This window comes from Sphingobium sp., assembly GCA_023266575.1.
In the GTDB taxonomy this organism is placed as follows: domain Bacteria; phylum Pseudomonadota; class Alphaproteobacteria; order Sphingomonadales; family Sphingomonadaceae; genus Sphingobium.
This window is the reverse complement of the sequence record JAHFPV010000004.1, coordinates 165,056-181,598: the sequence shown is the minus strand read 5'-3', so window position 1 is coordinate 181,598 and position 16,543 is coordinate 165,056. Positions and strand designations below refer to the sequence as shown.

Annotated in this window: 16 protein-coding genes and 1 pseudogene; 7 read left to right on the top strand and 10 right to left on the bottom strand. The window is 62.8% G+C overall.

Annotation, left to right across the window (positions count from 1 at the left end; translation table 11 throughout):
* Position 1 precedes the first annotated feature (1 nt).
* Positions 2 to 1,465, bottom strand: coding sequence for a carboxylesterase family protein (locus Q0D44_RS06865; RefSeq protein ID WP_294134430.1), 1,464 nt, complete (start codon positions 1,463 to 1,465; stop codon positions 2 to 4).
* A 256-nt stretch (positions 1,466 to 1,721) separates the two neighbouring features.
* Here Q0D44_RS06865 and Q0D44_RS06860 point away from each other — a divergent pair, with 256 nt between their 5' ends.
* The 4 genes from Q0D44_RS06860 (at position 1,722) to Q0D44_RS06845 (ending at position 4,871) form a co-directional block, all read left to right on the top strand.
* A complete protein-coding gene (locus Q0D44_RS06860) occupies positions 1,722 to 2,474 on the top strand; it encodes a 3-oxoacyl-ACP reductase family protein (protein WP_294134428.1) in 753 nt (250 codons plus the stop codon).
* A 24-nt stretch (positions 2,475 to 2,498) separates the two neighbouring features.
* Entirely contained in the window at positions 2,499 to 3,299 is an 801-nt protein-coding gene (locus Q0D44_RS06855; RefSeq protein WP_294134426.1) for an SDR family NAD(P)-dependent oxidoreductase, read from the top strand.
* 71 nt (positions 3,300 to 3,370) lie between these two features.
* Positions 3,371 to 3,946, top strand: coding sequence for a TetR/AcrR family transcriptional regulator (locus Q0D44_RS06850; RefSeq protein WP_294134424.1), 576 nt, complete (start codon positions 3,371 to 3,373; stop codon positions 3,944 to 3,946).
* Between the two features lie 79 nt (positions 3,947 to 4,025).
* The gene (locus tag Q0D44_RS06845) at positions 4,026 to 4,871 is read left to right on the top strand and encodes a TauD/TfdA family dioxygenase (protein ID WP_294134421.1); all 846 of its coding nucleotides are present in this window, start codon (positions 4,026 to 4,028) and stop codon (positions 4,869 to 4,871) included.
* 70 nt (positions 4,872 to 4,941) lie between these two features.
* On the opposite strand, the pseudogene Q0D44_RS06840 reads toward Q0D44_RS06845, so the two are convergent.
* The 7 genes and pseudogenes from Q0D44_RS06840 to Q0D44_RS06810 all read right to left on the bottom strand — a co-directional run.
* A pseudogene (locus Q0D44_RS06840) lies at positions 4,942 to 5,250 on the bottom strand (type II toxin-antitoxin system RelE/ParE family toxin); the annotation flags it as partial.
* A gap of 15 nt (positions 5,251 to 5,265) precedes the next feature.
* Positions 5,266 to 5,523: an addiction module antitoxin gene (locus tag Q0D44_RS06835; protein ID WP_294134419.1), complete on the bottom strand. Its 258-nt coding sequence runs from the start codon at positions 5,521 to 5,523 to the stop codon at positions 5,266 to 5,268.
* 53 nt (positions 5,524 to 5,576) lie between these two features.
* Complete coding sequence (locus Q0D44_RS06830; protein WP_294134417.1) at positions 5,577 to 6,908, bottom strand: aromatic ring-hydroxylating dioxygenase subunit alpha; 1,332 nt, start codon at positions 6,906 to 6,908, stop codon at positions 5,577 to 5,579.
* Positions 6,909 to 6,926: 18 nt separating this feature from the next.
* Positions 6,927 to 7,694, bottom strand: a complete 768-nt coding sequence (locus Q0D44_RS06825) for an enoyl-CoA hydratase-related protein (RefSeq protein ID WP_294134414.1) — start codon at positions 7,692 to 7,694, stop codon at positions 6,927 to 6,929.
* Positions 7,695 to 7,696: 2 nt separating this feature from the next.
* Complete coding sequence (locus Q0D44_RS06820) at positions 7,697 to 8,953, bottom strand: acetyl-CoA hydrolase/transferase C-terminal domain-containing protein (RefSeq protein ID WP_294134412.1); 1,257 nt, start codon at positions 8,951 to 8,953, stop codon at positions 7,697 to 7,699.
* Positions 8,950 to 9,843: a CoA ester lyase gene (locus Q0D44_RS06815; protein WP_294134409.1), complete on the bottom strand. Its 894-nt coding sequence runs from the start codon at positions 9,841 to 9,843 to the stop codon at positions 8,950 to 8,952. Before Q0D44_RS06815 ends, Q0D44_RS06820 begins: the two co-directional genes overlap by 4 nt.
* A gap of 14 nt (positions 9,844 to 9,857) precedes the next feature.
* A complete protein-coding gene (locus tag Q0D44_RS06810; protein ID WP_294134406.1) occupies positions 9,858 to 11,024 on the bottom strand; it encodes an acyl-CoA dehydrogenase family protein in 1,167 nt (388 codons plus the stop codon).
* Positions 11,025 to 11,207: 183 nt separating this feature from the next.
* On the opposite strand from Q0D44_RS06810, the gene Q0D44_RS06805 reads away from it, so the two are divergent.
* Positions 11,208 to 12,368 carry a CoA transferase gene (locus Q0D44_RS06805; RefSeq protein ID WP_294134403.1) on the top strand — a complete coding sequence of 387 codons (1,161 nt, stop codon included), beginning with the start codon at positions 11,208 to 11,210 and terminating at the stop codon, positions 12,366 to 12,368.
* 114 nt (positions 12,369 to 12,482) lie between these two features.
* A complete protein-coding gene (locus Q0D44_RS06800) occupies positions 12,483 to 13,880 on the top strand; it encodes an aromatic ring-hydroxylating dioxygenase subunit alpha (RefSeq protein ID WP_294134401.1) in 1,398 nt (465 codons plus the stop codon).
* Between the two features lie 149 nt (positions 13,881 to 14,029).
* Here Q0D44_RS06800 and Q0D44_RS06795 read toward each other — a convergent pair whose 3' ends face one another.
* Together Q0D44_RS06795 and Q0D44_RS06790 are read right to left on the bottom strand one after the other, a co-directional pair.
* A complete protein-coding gene (locus Q0D44_RS06795) occupies positions 14,030 to 14,944 on the bottom strand; it encodes an acyl-CoA dehydrogenase family protein (protein WP_294134399.1) in 915 nt (304 codons plus the stop codon).
* Entirely contained in the window at positions 14,944 to 16,089 is a 1,146-nt protein-coding gene (locus Q0D44_RS06790) for an acyl-CoA dehydrogenase family protein (protein ID WP_294134396.1), read from the bottom strand. Before Q0D44_RS06790 ends, Q0D44_RS06795 begins: the two co-directional genes overlap by 1 nt.
* A 116-nt stretch (positions 16,090 to 16,205) precedes the next feature.
* Between Q0D44_RS06790 and Q0D44_RS06785 the strand changes: the two genes are divergently transcribed.
* A complete protein-coding gene (locus Q0D44_RS06785; protein ID WP_294134476.1) occupies positions 16,206 to 16,526 on the top strand; it encodes a non-heme iron oxygenase ferredoxin subunit in 321 nt (106 codons plus the stop codon).
* Positions 16,527 to 16,543: the final 17 nt, after the last annotated feature.

Below are 16,543 nucleotides of genomic sequence, written 5' to 3'. Positions count from 1 at the left end.
GTCAGGCGGACAGGCCGACCCCGACATCGCGCCCTGCCCAAGCGCGCCAGCGGTCCACTTCGGGTTGCGCCTCGACCCGGTCGGCCAGGTTGAAGATCATCACCTGCCCTTGGCTCTCGTCATAAACAGGCCATGCCGCTTCGGGCCGACCATGACGCACGAAATGCGCAATGTGCCGCACCATCCGCTGCCCCAGTGCCGCACGGCGTCCGGTCATCCGCCCGCCCCGCGCCAGCGCCGCGCGCAATCCTTGCATTGGCCACATAAGGGTCATGTCCAGCCCATGGGTCGCCCCGGCAATCGGATGGGCATAATCGAACCGATAGAACCAGGTCGGGCTGTGCGCGGCATGGCGGTCGGCAAAATGGCGGGTGGGCATGACGAAGGTCAGGTCGCTCGCCAGCGCGCGGCGTCCGGCCTTGGTCTGCGGATAGGTCGCCAATATCGCCTGTGCCCGATCCGCCCCCAATTGCCCGTGCAACAAAGTTTCCAGCGCGGGCCAACTGGTCGGCAATATGTCGCCCGGCATCAGTTCAAACAGCCGCACCTCATCGCGCGTCGCACCCGCCAACAACGGCACGGGTGCTGCCTGTGCGGCATGAACCTCCTCCATCGTCCCCGGCACCAGATCATCGTCCAGCCAGGGCGAGGCTGGAATCGTGCCGGGATTGGCCGCGCCGACAGCCGCCTGCGCCTCGAACAGCCGGCGCAGATCCACCGTCTGCAACGCCGCAAGGCTCCGGCCATCATCGCCCAGAAAGGTGCGATATTGCCGCGCGATCGCCACGCTTTTGGCCTGATTATGGATCATGCTGACTGCACCGCTCTGCATGATCGCCTGCTGGAACAACGGCCGCGCGGCGTGAGCGTGGAGCAACAGCGACACCGACATCGACCCGGCTGACTGGCCGCCAATCGTCACGCAGCCGGGATCGCCGCCAAAGGCGGCAATATTCGTCTGCACCCAAGTCAGCGCCGCTATCTGGTCACGCAGGCCAAGGTTGGAAGGAATGTCAGACGTTTCGAGCGCGGCAGCAAAGTTGACGAACCCCAGCACCCCGACCCGATAGTTGATCGTGACAACGATGATGCGCCCCTCGCGCGCCAGCACTGAGCCGTCATAACCATTGCCGCTGCCCGCGACGAAGGCGCCGCCATGGATCCACACATAGACGGGCAGACGTTCGCCCTCGCCCAGATCATCGGGCGCGTAGATGTTGAGCGTCAGGCATTGTTCGGAAAAATCGGGTTCCGCGAGACGCGCGCGCTTGGCGGCATTGCCAAACATTTGCGGGCATTGCGGCCCCGCAACGCTTGCGTCTCGCACGTCGACCCAGGATGCCGCAGGCACCGGCGCAGCGAACCGGGCAGCATCGGCATAGGGGATGCCCAGCCAGCGCCGTGCGCCGTCACTACCCATACCCCGAACCAAACCTGATTGCGTAGCGACGACCAACCCGTCCATAGCCCTTGCCTCCCCCGGCGGCTTCGCGCCGCTTGTCTGTCAGACCCTATCGCAGCGAAGCGGCCGACCCAACAGTGATTGTCGATCAGCCCGATCGCCGCCCCGATATCGCAGGAGAGGCAGGCATTGAACCGCGCGGCAAGTTCGCTCAGGCGATCACAGTCTGGCCTTGCTTGACAGTGGGAAGCCCCAAGTTGATCACCCGTTCAAACACAGGTCCGGTCCAGAGGGACCGAACGACAGGAAGGATTTGGCGATGACACGCTCTCTCAATGGCAAGGTAGCAATCGTGACGGGCGCCGGGTCGGGCATCGGCCGCGCTATCGCCATCCGGCTGGCAGAAGATACCGCCAAGATCGCGATCTGGGACATTAACGCCGAAGGGGCAGCCGAAACTGCCCGCCTGGTCGAGGCGGCGGGCGGCACCGCCATCGCCATTGGTGTCGACTGTTCCGACAAGGCCGCGATCCACGCCGCGGCAGAGGAAACCCGCGCAAAGCTGGGGCCGGTCGCTATTCTCGTCAACAATGCCGGGATCGCCCCCTTTACCCCGTTCATGGATATTGACGATGATCTGTTCGACAAGGTCATCCATATCAACCTGCGCGGGCCTTATCTTCTGACAAAGGAAGTGCTGCCCGACATGCTGGCAGCCGGGTGGGGCCGGGTGATCAACATTACCTCCTCCTCGGTCCAGTCCGGTTCCTTTGCACAGGGCCATTATGTCTCGTCCAAGGGTGGGCTGATGGGCATGACCAAGGCGCTGGCGCTGGAATTTGCCGCCAGCGGCGTGACATTCAACATGGTGCCGCCTGGATTTGTCGATACGCCGATGCTGCGCGCCGCGCCGATCGATGTCGATGCCTTCGCCCAGACGCTGCCAATGAAGCGCATTGGCAAGCCGGAGGATATCGCCGCCGCCTGCGCGTATCTGGCGTCGGAGGAAGCCAGCTACATCACCGGCCAGACGATCAGCACCAATGGCGGCCGCTATATGGGATCGCATTAAGCTAGGGTCGAAAGGACGAAACCCATGCGGCTGGCGGGCAAGATCGCGATCATCACGGGCGCAGCGGGCGGCATGGGCGAGGCAGCGGCTTTGCTATTCGCGCGCGAGGGCGCGAAGGTTGCTGCCGTCGATCTGGATGAGGCCAAGGTCGCGCCCGTGGTCGACGCCATCCGCGCGCAAGGGGGTGAAGCTATCGCCATCGGTGCGGACGTCAGCAAGACAGCTGACATCCTGCGCATCATCGCCCGCACCGAGGCGGAACTGGGCCTGCCCACGATCCTGTTCAACAATGCGGGTGTCGATACAGAGAATAAGCAGTCGATCCTGACCATCGACGAGGCGGCGTTCGACAAATGCATCGACGTGAACCTGAAGGCCGTCTGGCTGATGATCAAGCATGTCGCCCCGCGCATGATCGCAGCAGGCGGCGGCTCGATCGTCAACACGGCCTCCATTGCCGCATCGATCGTCGCTGGCACCGCAGGCTATTGCGCGTCCAAAGCGGGCGCGGTCGCGCTGACCAAGGTTGCAGCCGTCGAACTGGGTCGCCACAATATCCGCGTCAATGCGCTCTGTCCCGGTGCCACCGAGACACCGATGGCCAAACATCAGCGACAGGAAATGGAGAAGGCTGGCCTGCCTACTTCCACCGTACTGATGGACCGGATGGGCGTACTGGGGCGCATGGCGCAGCCGGAGGAAATGGCAATGATGGCGCTGTTCCTGGCCAGCGACGAGGCCAGCTTTGCGACTGGTGGCGTGTTCAATAATGATGCGGGCTGGACGGCGATGAGCGGCATATCCGTACAGGATTTCGCCCGGTGACCCTCCGGGTGGCTGATAGGCCATCCATTGCGCGCCCTTGCGCACCCGCCAGCGATACCTATGGTCGGCCCATGGTCCAGAAACGTCGTATCGGGGCGGAAAGCTCCGAAACCCGCGCCCGCATTGTCGAAGCCGCCGAACAGGTGATCCGCGATGAAGGCTATGCCGCTGCCAGTTCCCGACGCGTTGCGCTGCGCGCCGAACTGCCTCCATCGCTGGTCCATTATTATTTTCCGACCACTGACGATCTGCTGCTGGCGGTGTTCCGCCGCGGCGCGGCACAAAGCGACGCGATGATCGAGCAGGCACTGGCCAGCGACGATCCGATCCGGGCGCTATGGCGTTTTTTTTCCGACACAAGTCGCACGGCGCTGGCGATGGAATTTGTCGCGCTGGCCAATCATCGCAAGGCCATTCGCGCCGAAATCGCCCGCCACAGCGAAGCGATGCGCGCGCGGCAAACGGAATGTTTCGAACGCCTGCTGGGCGACCGGCTGGCGCAGCGCGGCGTCAGTGCGGCGGGGCTGAGCCTGTTGCTGGCGAGCGCGGGGCGTGCGCTGGTGATGGAAGGGGGGCTGGGTGTTGCAGCCGGGCACGCAGAAGCGCGGCAGGCGGTGGAACAGTGGCTGGACGATCTGCTGGCTTGAAAAATGAGAGGTGTTGACTTTTTCACGCGCAGTGCTGAACATGTGTTCAACGTACAGGCTAGACTGAGGAGAGTCGGACATGGCAACCACCGCGATCACGCGCTTTGCGCATGAAGAGATCAAGCCGAAGATCGGCAGCCGCATCCTGAACAGCAAGGAAGAGTTGCTGGCAGGCGATCTGGGTCCACAGATTCGCGAATTGCTGGAACAGCGCGGCGTGCTGGTGTTTCCCAAGATCGACTTTAACGACGATGAGCAGATCGCCTTCACCAAGACGCTGGGCACGTTCGCGCCGGAAATGCAGGACGGCACCAACCACAAAATCCACAAGATCACGCTGGACGTGAAGGAAAACCCGCAGAGCGCCGAATATCTCAAGGGGTCGCTCTACTGGCATATCGACGGCACCATGAACGACACGCCGATCCTGGCGTCGCTATTGTCGTGCAAGGTCAAGGCGACCTGGGGCGGCAACACCGGCTTCTGTAATACCTATGCTGCCTATGACGCGCTGAGCGACGAGCAGAAGGCGGAATATGAAAAGCTGCGCGTGATCCATTCGGTCTGGGCGACCGTATTCTATTATGAGCCGGAACCCAGCCTGGCGAAAATTCAGGGAATGCAGCGGATCGGCGAGAATGAACTGCCGCTGGTTTGGAACCACAAGTCAGGCCGCAAGTCGCTGGTTCTGGGCTGCACCGCACATCGGGTGTTGGACGTAACTCCGATGCGGAGCGCGGAAATTCTGGTCGGCCTGCGCGAATGGGCGACGCTGGAAGAATTCAGCTACAGCCACGACTGGAGCGTCGGCGATCTGGTGATATGGGACAATACCGGCACCATGCACCGCGCTGAGGCCTATGATCCGACCTGCAACCGCATGATGCACCGCACCAAGTTGCAGGGCGAAGAACCATTTGAATAAGCGCTGATAATTTGGACGGCTTGGAATCCCGCTGCCGGGAACGGCGGCGGGCTTCTCGTTTGTTCGCGTATCAGGGCAGATCGTCGCGGAAGCGATCCATCCGGTGCATACGTTCGTGGAGGATCGTGACGATCCCGACCGCACCGTCTGGCAAAATCCGCCAGTAGATATAATGATGCTCGAACCGGCAATAATAACCGTCCACACCAAATTCCGCCGGGATCGCGCGCCAAATGACGTCCTGCGCCGCGATCGCTTCAAACTGACCAAACAATGCGCGGATATAATGTTCAGCCTGCGCTTCGCCCCAGGTGTCGCAGGTGTAGAGATAGATTTCGTCCAGCCGACGACCCGCCGCTTCCTGTACCCGGAACCCGGAATGTAGCCATCGGTTTCAGGAACGACAGTTGCGGGCGATGACCGTTTCGGCATCCAACGTCTGATAGCTTGAATCCGGTGCGGCAAAGGCGCGCGTCAGTTCGGCTTTCAATCGGGCGAAATGATCGGCTTCCACTCGCTCCTTGTCGCGGCGGATCAGGTCGCGGACATATTCGCTGACATTGTCATAGGCTCCAGCGTCACTGACATTGGCGGCTACGAAGTCGCTGAGCGCGCCGCTTACCCGCACGTTGAGTGTCATCGGTTTGGACATGGCGCTTTCTCCCTGTCCTCAATATAATGAATATCGAGGACGGGACAAGCAGGTCAATCGATCGGCCTGGGTGCGCCCGTCCCCATGTAACGCGCCAGATTCTGGTGCAGGCTGGCGACCGATCGCTCCATATAGGGATTGGGCTGGGTGCCGCGGAAGCCGACATTTTTCATGCCCTGCTGGACCGCCGCCATGTTGGTGAAATCCTGTTGCAAAACCGGGGGCCAAGCTTCGGGAGGGGTATATTCCCACTCGGTCGCGGGCGCTTCGCCTTCCGGGAACAGTTCATAGACCGCAGCTTCAAAAATGCACTTGTCCGGGTCGCCCTGATAGGGGCGGGCCGAATAGCAGAGCATGTTGTTGACCGCATGGCCGATCTGGAAATTGGGGAAGATCTGCCAGGCGGTGCCACTCCTGGCGGTATGGGCGGGTTCGACCACCGGCCAGAACACGCCGCGCCTTTCATCGTCAGCACGGGCTGTGGCGAGCCAGTGCTGCAACACCTGGGGTGCAGGCGTGCCTTCAGGCAGTTCGTCCTTCAGGCGGGTGGCGGCGTTGACCAAAGTCATCGTCGTATTGGTGTTGGCATTTTCCCAGGTGAAAAGCTGCATTTCAGCCGTGGACAGGCGCGGGTCCTCGCCCGATCCGATGCGCAGCTTGGCCTGGTTCTCGTCCATATTCTTGGGCGCATCATAGCCGATATTGCTGTGCAGACCGTGCTGCCGTGCCCAGCCGCGAAATTCACCGAAGGCGTTGAATTCGGGGTGGGTAGTCTGGACATGATAGGTTTCGCTGAACGCTTCCAGCGCGACCTTCCAGTTGCAGTCGAAGATGATCCATTTGCGCCAGCGATAGCGCATGTTCGCAAGTCCGAACGGGTCGAGCATCTCCGGCACGACGCCCAGATAGTGTGTAAGCGATTCCGCATCGGGATTGAGCGTGATCCAGGCCCAGCCGCCCCATGTATCGACCTGCACCTTGCCCAGCGCCGTGCGCTCCGCTGTCAGCTTGCCCTGCCAGTCGTCCTGATGGTTGACGAAGCTGCATTGTCCCTGTCTGTCGAAGGTCCAGCCGTGGAAGCCGCAGATGATGCTCGTGCGGTTGCCACGCGCGTTGCGGGCGCCGGGCGGCGTGTCGATCAGGCGGCGACCGCGATGGGGGCAGACATTGTGGTAGGCGCGCAGCTCGTCCGGGCCGGTACGCATGACGATGACCGAGTCTTCGAGAATATCGTAGGTGACGAAGTCGCCGACATTGGGGATGTCCTCCAGCCGAGCGGCCTGTAGCCAGACCTTGCGCCAGAGGCGGTCCTGTTCGGCGCGGGCATAGTCACGCGACACATAGGCTTCGACCGGGACGGTGACCGGCTTGGTGAGATCTGTCATAACATCCTCGCTTGTCATCTATCGGCCCTGCCAGTTGGGGGGGCGTTTTTCGGCGAAGGCGCGCGGGCCTTCCTGCGCGTCGTCGCTCATATAGGTGTATTCGGTGGCCGCACGGGCCGCCTGGAGCGCGGCGGCGCGGCCCATTTCGGTGGCCAGCATCACCGTGTCCCGACCGGCCTTCACCGACAAAGGCGCACCTTCGAGTATCTCAGCGGCCAGGGCGATTGCCGCGTCCAGCAGCGCTTCGGGTTCGGCCAGACGGTTGACCAGACCGATCTCATAGGCGCGCTGGGCGGTGATCGGCTTGCCGGTCAGGATGATCTCCATCATGATCCGCTGCGGGATCATGTGGATGAGCGGTGCGGCCCAGGGGGAGGAGCGGCCGACCTTGACCTCGGTAATGGCAAAGCGCGCGCTTGTGCTGGCGACGCAGAGGTCGCAGGCTTGCGCGATCATCCAGCCACCGGCGAAGGCTAAGCCGTTAACGGCGGCGATGGTCGGCTTGCTCAGTTCGATGCTGTCATAGGGCAAGGGGAACATGGCGCGCGGCGGCACGGTCATACCGGTTTCGACCATTTCCTTCAGATCGCCGCCCGCGCAGAAAGCCTTGTCGCCCGAACCGGTGAGGATGGCGACGCGCAGCGCGGGGTCGGACTCGAACCGCGCCCAGGCATCGCGCAGCCCTTCGCGGACTTCACGGCTGAGGCAGTTGCGCTGGTCGGGACGGTTGATCGTGAGCATGGCGATGCCATCGGCACGAGCGTCGAAGAGGACGGCGTCGGTCATGATCAAAATCCCCTTTGCGTAATGACATGGGCGGCCCGGTCCAGTTCCTCGCGGAAGTCGGGATGGGCGATGGCGATCAGGCGGCGGGTGCGTTCGGCGAGGCTCTGCCCCTTGAGTTCGGCTGCGCCATATTCGGTGACGATGACATCCACATCGGTGCGGGCGGTGGTGACCGGACCGGATAGCTGGGCGACGATCTTGCTGAGCGTGCCGCCCTTGGCCGAGGCGGACAGGGCGATGATCGAGCGTCCGCCGGGCGATCTAGCCCCGGCGCGGACGAAATCGACCTGGCCGCCGGTTCCGCCCAGATAGACCGCCCCCGATTGTTCGGCATTGACCTGCCCGGTGAGGTCCACCTCCAGCGCGCTGTTGATGGTGACGAGGCGGGAGAGGCGGCCCAGGATCGCGGCATCATGGGTGTAGCTGGTCGCGCACATGCGGAGTGTGGGGTTGCGATGCGCCCAGTCGTAGAGACGCTTGGTGCCGATCAACGCGCCGTTGATCGAGACGCCGGGATCGACTTCCTTGCGGGCGTTGGTGATGACGCCTGCTTCGACCAGATCGACCAGGCCATCGCCCAACATGCCGGAATGAACGCCCAGATCCCTGCGGTCATGGAGCAAGCGCAGGATGGCGTCGGGGACGGCCCCTACCCCGGTCTGGATGACAGCGCCGTCGCCGATATAAGCGGCGCAATGGCGGGCAATGGCTTCGTCGGTCGGGCCGATGGCAGCGGGGGCGACTTCGACCGGGGGGCGGTTGACGGGAATCGCGACGTCTATGGCGGAGGCCGGGATGGTTTCGCCCGGTGTGAAGGGGACCGCCTCATTGATTTCGGCGATGACGACCCGCGCCTTATCGACAGCGGCACGAACATAATCGCTGATGAGGCCGCAGCTGTGATTGCCATTCTCATCCGCAGGGCTGACCTGGATCATCGCGACGTCGCAGGGGATGATCCCGGCGGTGATGAGCGGGCCGACCTGGCTGACATGGACCGGGATGACCTGCAATTTCTCCGCCTTGGTCATCGACCGCAATGCACCGATCGCGCCCATGCTGGAGAGGGCGAAGCTGTCAGCGGTGGCGGGGGTGAAGAGGCCAGAGAAGCTGGTGGCGATGAAGGCGGACAGGCCGGGAATGTCCCGGCCCTGTTCGATCAGCGCCTCCACCAATGTGGTCGGTTCGCCGCAGGCCTGGCCCAGGACGATATGGTCGCCGGGCCTTAACCCGACACCAAGCTGGACATATGTGGTCATGTTACACCGGCCTGTTTGAGCAGTTGTTCAGCACGGCTGAGATAGGGGCGGTCGAGCATCCCACCCATATAGCCAATCGCGCCAACGCCGGGATTTTTTGCAAATATATCAACGATTTCCTGCGCCTGCGCAATTTCCTCGGCAGTCGGGGTGAAGGCAGCGTTGATGACATCGACCTGCGCGGGATGGATCGCCAACATGCCGCGATAGCCGTCGCGACGGACCTTTTCGGCGCGGGCCTTGAGACCATCGAGATCGCGGAAATCGCCCTGGATCGTTTCGATAGCGGTCACGCCTGCCGTGGCGGCACCCAGCAGGCACATGGAGCGCGCCAGTTCATAGGTGAAGCCATAGCTGCCGTCGGGATTGCGGTTGTCGCTGGCACCGATCGAGTCAGCCAGATCCTCCGCGCCCCAGGTCAAAGCGACAACGCGCGGCGCGCCCTTGTAGCTGCCGGTGTGAAACATGGCTTCGGCGGTTTCGGTGACCAGCACGATCAGCGGGGTGGAGCCTTCTTCGATGCCGTTGGCGACTTCGAGCGCGGAGAGATAATGGTCGAGCCGATCGACATCCTGACGCCCATAGACTTTGGGCAGCATGATGCCGCCCGGTCGGGCAGGCATGATCGCGGCAAGATCGAGCAGCGTATAGGGACCATCAAGCGGATTGATCCGCACCCACAGCCGTTCGCGGCCTTGTGTGCGGCTGGCGAGAAAATCGTGAACCATTTGGCGCGCCAGCACCTTATTTTCGGTCGCGACGGCATCTTCCAGATCGAACAGCGCAATGTCGGCGGCGCTGTCGGCTGCCTTGGCCATCTTCTTGTCGCTGTCGCCAGGCGCGAACAGCCAGGAGCGCATTTTGATCGAGAGGTTGGCGGTGGTGGACATGATCGTCTCTCCGGTCAGTAGGATTTGGGCAAGTCCAACACTTTTTCGGCGAGAAAGTTAAGGATCATATGCGGGCTGACTGGCGCGGTGCGCGGAATCAGCACTTCGCGCAGCAGCCGTTCGACATGATATTCCTGCGCATAGCCCATGCCACCCAGCGTCAGCATGGCGGTATGGCAGGCTTCGAACGCGAATTCGGCGGCGAGATATTTGCCGGCATTGGCCTCCACGCCGCAATCTTCGCCCTTATCGAATTTGGTCGCGGCCTGCATCACCATCAGGTTGGCGGCCTCCAGCTGCGCCCAGCATTTGGCGAGCGGATGCTGAATCCCCTGATTCATGCCGATCGGCCGGTCGAACACGATGCGTTCGCGGGCATAGCGCGCCGCGCGCTGGATCGCGTTGCGGCCGATGCCGATCGCTTCGGCCCCCAGTAATATGCGTTCGGGGTTCAGCCCTTTGAGGATGATGCGGAAACCCTGCCCTTCCTCGCCGATGCGGTCCTCTTGCGGGATGAAAAGATCGTTGATGAACAGCATGTTGGAGCCGACCGCGTGGCGGCCCATTTTGGGGATCAGCCGATGCTCGATCTTCGTGCGGTCAAGCTTGGTGAAGAAAAGCGAGAGGCCATGGGTCTTGTTCTCCACCTCCTCGATCGGGGTGGTGCGGGCGAGCAGCATCATCCGGTCGGCGACATGGGCGTTGGTGATCCAGATCTTCTCGCCATTGACGCGGTAACCGCCCGCCTCCCGCACGGCGCGGGTCTTGAGCTTGGTCGTGTCGAGACCGGTATTGGGTTCGGTGACGGCAAAGCACATCTTTTCTTCGCCCGACAGGATCGGCGGGATCATCCGCTGCTTCTGTTCCTCTGTGCCGAACAGGTCGATCGGCTCCAGGCTGAATACCGGGCCGTGGATGGTGGACGCGGCGGTCATGCCGCCACCCGCTTCGGCCACCGCCTGCATCATGATCGCCGCTTCGGTGATGCCAAGGCCAGCGCCGCCAACCGATTCCGGCATGGCGACGCCCAGCCAGCCAGCCTGCGCCATCGCGCGGTAGAAATCGACGGGGAATTGGGCGTCATGATCGCGTGCCAGCCAATAATCATCGCTGAACGCGCTGCATTGGGCCAGCACGGCGTCGCGAATATTCTGCTGATCGTCGGTAAAGGCAAAATCCACGTTTCTGGCCCTGCTTGCCGCGCCGTTGCGGCGCCTGTTTTCCTATGTTCGGGCTATCAGTGGCGGGTCGGACGCACAATCGAACAGCTGTTCAACATTTTACATATCGGTGGGGCGAAGTGGTTGCCCATGGCGTCGGCCCGCACCTTGTTTTAGCGCGAGGGCATGAAACAGGAGAGTGACATGGGCGATCCGAAGGCACATGGCGGGCCGCTGACGGGGGTGCGGGTGGTCGATCTGACCGCGATGGTCTTTGGCCCCTACGCGACGCAGATCATGGCCGACATGGGCGCGGACGTCATCAAGGTGGAGCAGCCGGGGGGTGACCAGACCCGGTTCATCAACAGCGGCAACGCGCCAGACCTGGGCGGGGTGTTCACCAACGTCAATCGCGGCAAGCGCAGCATCGTGCTGGACCTGTCCCAGGAGGCGGACAAGGATGTGCTGCGGGCGCTGATTGCCACCGCCGACATCTTCATCCATTCGATGCGCGGCAAGGCGATCGCCCGGCTGGGGTTCGATTATGCCGCGGTCAAGGCGATCAGGCCCGACATCGTCTATACCAATTGCTATGGTTACAGCCGCCGCGGGCCGGACTGCGACAAGCCCGCCTATGACGATACGATCCAGGCGGAATGTGGCATCCCGCATTTGCAGGGATTGATGACCGGCAAGCCCGATTTCATGGCGACGATCATCGCCGACAAGGTGGCGGGGTTGACCGGACTTTATGCCACGATGATGGCGCTGTTCCACCGCGAGCGCACTGGCGAGGGGCAGGAGGTGGAAGTCGGCATGTTCGAGACGATGGCGTCCTTCATGCTGACCGAACATGCCAGCGGGATGCTGTTCGATCCGCCGATGGGACCGGCCCATTATCACCGCGTGGTGGCGCGCAACCGCAAACCCTATGCGACCAAGGACGGGCATATCGCCGCGCTCGTCTACAATGACAAGCATTGGAATGCCTTTATGGGCGCGGTGCAGCCGGAATGGGCAAGCGAGGATTTTGACAGCCTGCCCAAGCGCGCCAAGCAGATCGACCGGGTCTATGCGTTGCTGGGCGGCACTTTTGCGCAGCGGACGACGCAGGAATGGCTGGATTTGCTGGAATCCCTGCATATTCCCGCGGCGCCCTTGCGCACCACGGACGAACTGTTCGAGAATGAACATTTGAACGCGATCGGTTTTTTCGAGACAATCGAGACGGAGCATGGCGCAGTGCGCTTTCCGGGGGTGCCGACATGGTTTTCCGCGACGCCGGGGAAGGTCGCGGGCGGTGCGCCGGGAATAGGCGCGCATGGGGATGCGATCAGGGCGGCGATCGGCAGGCCTCCCTTATAGGACGAGACATTTCCACCGCCACGGCGATGAAGCGGGGGGGGTGCCCGATCCGTCTTGAACGGCCCTCTCCAGTCTTTACCCTTCGCCCTTAAAGCTAATAGCGGACAGGGTGATATGGCAGAGGTTATGGCAGCGACGACATCGGTTCCGTTCGAGATTACCGATCCCGAACGCATCCCCACGCCGCGCTATTATGATGAGGGCTTTTACAAGCGCGAGTGCGAGGAACTGTGGCCGCATGTCTGGCAGATGGCCTGCCGCGTCGAGCAGGTGCCGGAAGTCGGCGACTGGATCGAATATAGTAACCTCGGCCAATCAGTCATCATCGTGCGGACCAAGGATGGTATCAAGGCGTTCCATAATGCCTGCCGCCATCGCGGCGTGCCGCTGACTGAAGGGTCGCACGGCAATTGCAAGGGCAAGGGCTTCATCTGCCCCTTCCATGGTTGGCGCTGGAACATCGAGGGGAAAAATACCTTCGTCTATGGCCGCCATATGTTCAGCGAGGGGCAGCTAGACGAGGGCGATCTGGCGCTGCGGCCGTGCCGGTCGGAAATCGAGATGGGCTGCGTGTTCATCAATTTCGATGATGACGCGCCGGGCTTCCGGCAGCAGCTGGGGCCGCTGGCAGCGGGGCTGGACGCCTATCATGCCGACAGAATGCGCGCGGAATGGCAATTCGCCACGGTGCTGCCCGCCAACTGGAAGATCGCGATGGAAGCCTTCATGGAGGGCTATCATGTCATGCGGACGCACCCCCAGCTCCAGCAAAAGGTGCCGATCCTCTACAATATGATGTATGGCATGGACACGGGCGGGATCGGCGTGCCGATCAATCCCAACCGGTCGATGAAAGAGAATATCGTCGATCAGGTCGAGCATATGCAGTTGCTGAGCGATGGCATGGCGGGGATGTGCCATGCCAAGGATGTCGCGGTGGCGCGCACGCTGATCGACGTGGAATTGCCCGACGATCCAGGCCAGGCGATCATGCAGTGGTTCGGCATGGTCAATCATTGCGTGACGCAAGCCGCGCAGGCGCGGGGGGAACCAGCGGCGGACCTTAATCACATTGCGGTCAACACGCCGGTCAAGGCTGTGGAATATATCTTCCCCAACTATTTCCTGCTGCCGTTCCTCTCCAGCATGGCGGCATACCGCATCCGCCCGCTTGGCCCCGAAAGCTGCCTGTTCGAGCTATGGTCGCTGACGAATTTTCCGGTGGGGCAGGAACCCCCGCCAGTCATGGAGGCGGTGATGCTGCCCTATGACAGCGATCAGTTCCCGATGATCCCGCGTCAGGACTATGGCAATATCCCGCTCCAGCAGAAGGGGCTGCACGCCAAGGGTTTCGATTTCATGCGGCTGTCGAAGGATATTGAAGGGCTGATTTCCAACTATCAGCGGATCATCGACGGCTATCTGAAGGGCGTGGAGCCGGAGAAGCTGAGCGCGGCGACGCAGAAGCTGGCCGGGAATTTCGACGGGCCGATACTGGATTTGGGGTTTTAGGCTGCACTATACTCCGTTCGTGCTGAGTAGGGACTGAGCGAAGCCGAAGGCCCGTATCGAAGTATCATGTGCTGCGCCTGATCCTTCGATACGCCATTTCGACTTCGCTCAATGGCTACTCAGGACGAACGGGGTGAGTGGGTTACAGTTCAGCCCCACAGCGCCTCTGCCGCCGCGAGCGCCTGCCCGCCGCGGCCGCGCAGATCGCCGATCAGCGCCTTGAGGCGGTAGGTCCACAGGTGGAGCGGATGTTCCAGCGTCACGCCCATCGCGCCGAAGAATTGGTGGAAATCATAGACGGTGGCGCGGGCGGATTCCTGGGCGTGCAGCGCGGCGAGCGCGGCATCTCCGGGGCCTAGCGTGGCTGCGGCTTTGAGCGCCAGCCAGCGCACGCCATTGGCGCGCACCTGCGCTTCGGCAAGGCGGTGGCGTAGCGCCTGGAAGGTGGCGAGGGGGCGGCCAAATTGCTGGCGGTCAGTCACATGAGCGACCGTGCTGTCTAGGGCTGCGGCGAGCAGGCCGGCAGCTTCGGCAGCAAGGGCGATGCGCCAGCGGGTCAGGACTTCATCGGCGGGGATAGCGTGCGGGGTGCGATCGGTTGGCACATCGAGCAACGTGGCCATAGGATAGCCGTAGAGCGCTTCTGGTTCGGCACGGACCTGCGCGGCGGTGGCGGTAAAGGCCGAGACGCTGGACGGGCCGACGATCAGTACGGTCGCGCCTTCGCGCAGGAAGCGGACGGGGCGCGTGGTGCGGCCTTCCTCCACCAGGCAGAGCGGGCGGGGCAGATCGTCGCCAAGCAGCGGGCGGATCAGCGCGCTGGCGGCGGCTTCGACCGTTTGCGGCAGGCGAGCGAGGCGTTCGACCACCAGCGCAGCGGAGACTGCGCCAAGATCGGGATCGAACCCGATGTCGAGGAAGCCGCCTTCGGCAAGATCACGGTCAAGCTGCGCGTCAGGAAGAGAGAAGCCTGCTTCGTGCAGCGATGCGCCCGCATAGGGGCGGGTCAGCGTGTCGATCGCGTCGAGGATTGCGACCTGATCGTCGGTTAGGGCCAAGTCCATCAGCGCGGCTCCCGTGGCAATTTGAGGACATCGGTGGCGATGATGTTGAGCTGAATTTCGGCCGCCCCCGCCGCGATGCCCGCAACGATGCCGCGCTGGTGGTGCATCTTGAGATAGGGATGCGCGTCGGCCAGCGCTTCGGGCAGATATTCGACGATGAATTCACACACGCGCCGTTCGGCCATGACGGTGGCGAAGCGGGCGGAGCTGGATTCCGCGCCGATCGCTTCACCCTTGGCGCGGCGGTCGACGATGGCGTAGCTGGCCATGCGGGCGGCTTCTGTGAGGGCGGCGGCATGGGCGGCTTCGATTTTCACCGCTTCGCCGTCAAATTCGCCCTGTTCTTTCAGCACCGCAACGGCGCGGTCGAGCGCGGCGCGGGCTAGCGCATAACGTGGGATGCCGAGCCGTTCGTTGGTCAGCGAATAGCCGATAATCTCCCACGCCTGTCCTTCGTCGCCAAGGCGGGCGGTGACGGGGACGGTGACGTCGTCGAAAAACACTTCGTGAATATCGCCTTCGCCGATCAGCGAGGGGATTTGCCGGACGGTGATGCCGGGCGTGTCCATCGGCACGAGCAGGATGGAGATGCCGCGCTTGCGATCGTCACTGGTGCGGCAGACGAGGAAGCAGGTGTCGGCAAGGCCAGCATAGCTGGTCCAGATTTTCTGGCCATTGACGCGATATGTGTCACCGTCTCGTTCTGCGCGGGTGCGCAGCGAGGCGAGGTCGGAGCCGGAGCCGGGTTCGGAAAAGCCCTGGCACCAGAGCGCCTTGCCTTCCGCAATCGGGGGCAGGTAGCGCGCCTGCTGGTCGGGGGAGCCGTAGCGGATCAGCGTCGGGCCGATCCAGTTGACGTTCATATACTGGCCGCCCCGCGGTTCGCCCGCGATCCACATTTCTTCGGCCAGGATCGTCTGGTGCCATGGGTCCAGCCCCTGCCCGCCCAGTTCGACCGGCCAGTGGGGAATCAACAGCCCCTGCTCGGCCAGCGTGCCGCAGAAGCTTTCGGCATATTTGGTGAGCGCGGGCGAAGCCGGGCCGTGCTGCGAGAAACGCTCCCAGTCGTCCGGCAGCGTATCGGCCAGCAGCGCGCGCAGCCGATCGCGGAAGGCGGTTTCCTGTTCTGTCCATGCAAAGTCCATGCATGGTGATTAAGGGATGCCGCGGGGCGAGAATAGACGCGCGCGCAAGAGAACGCCCCGGTGATATGGCGCATGAAGGCTTGGACAAGCGCGGCGCGGCGGTAAAAATGGACGACATGGATATAGAAGATGCCCGCTTCACCCCCCTGCTGCCGCTGGACGATGTGCCGGACGGCAAAGCCATAGCCGTGGAGGCAGGCGGGCGCGCGATCATGCTCTGCCATTTTGAGGGGCGCATCCATGCGCTCGATAATCTCTGTTCGCACGCTCAGGAGCCGTTGGCGTGCGGGCGGATGCGACTGGGCTGGATTGCCTGCCCCGCGCATGGCGCGCGGTTCGATCTGGAGACCGGCGAAGCGCTGACCGGGCCAGCACGCGACCCGATCGCTACCTATGCCGTGCGGGTGGTGGACGGGATGATCGAGGTGGCATTGTAGGCCATCGCCTTGGGGAT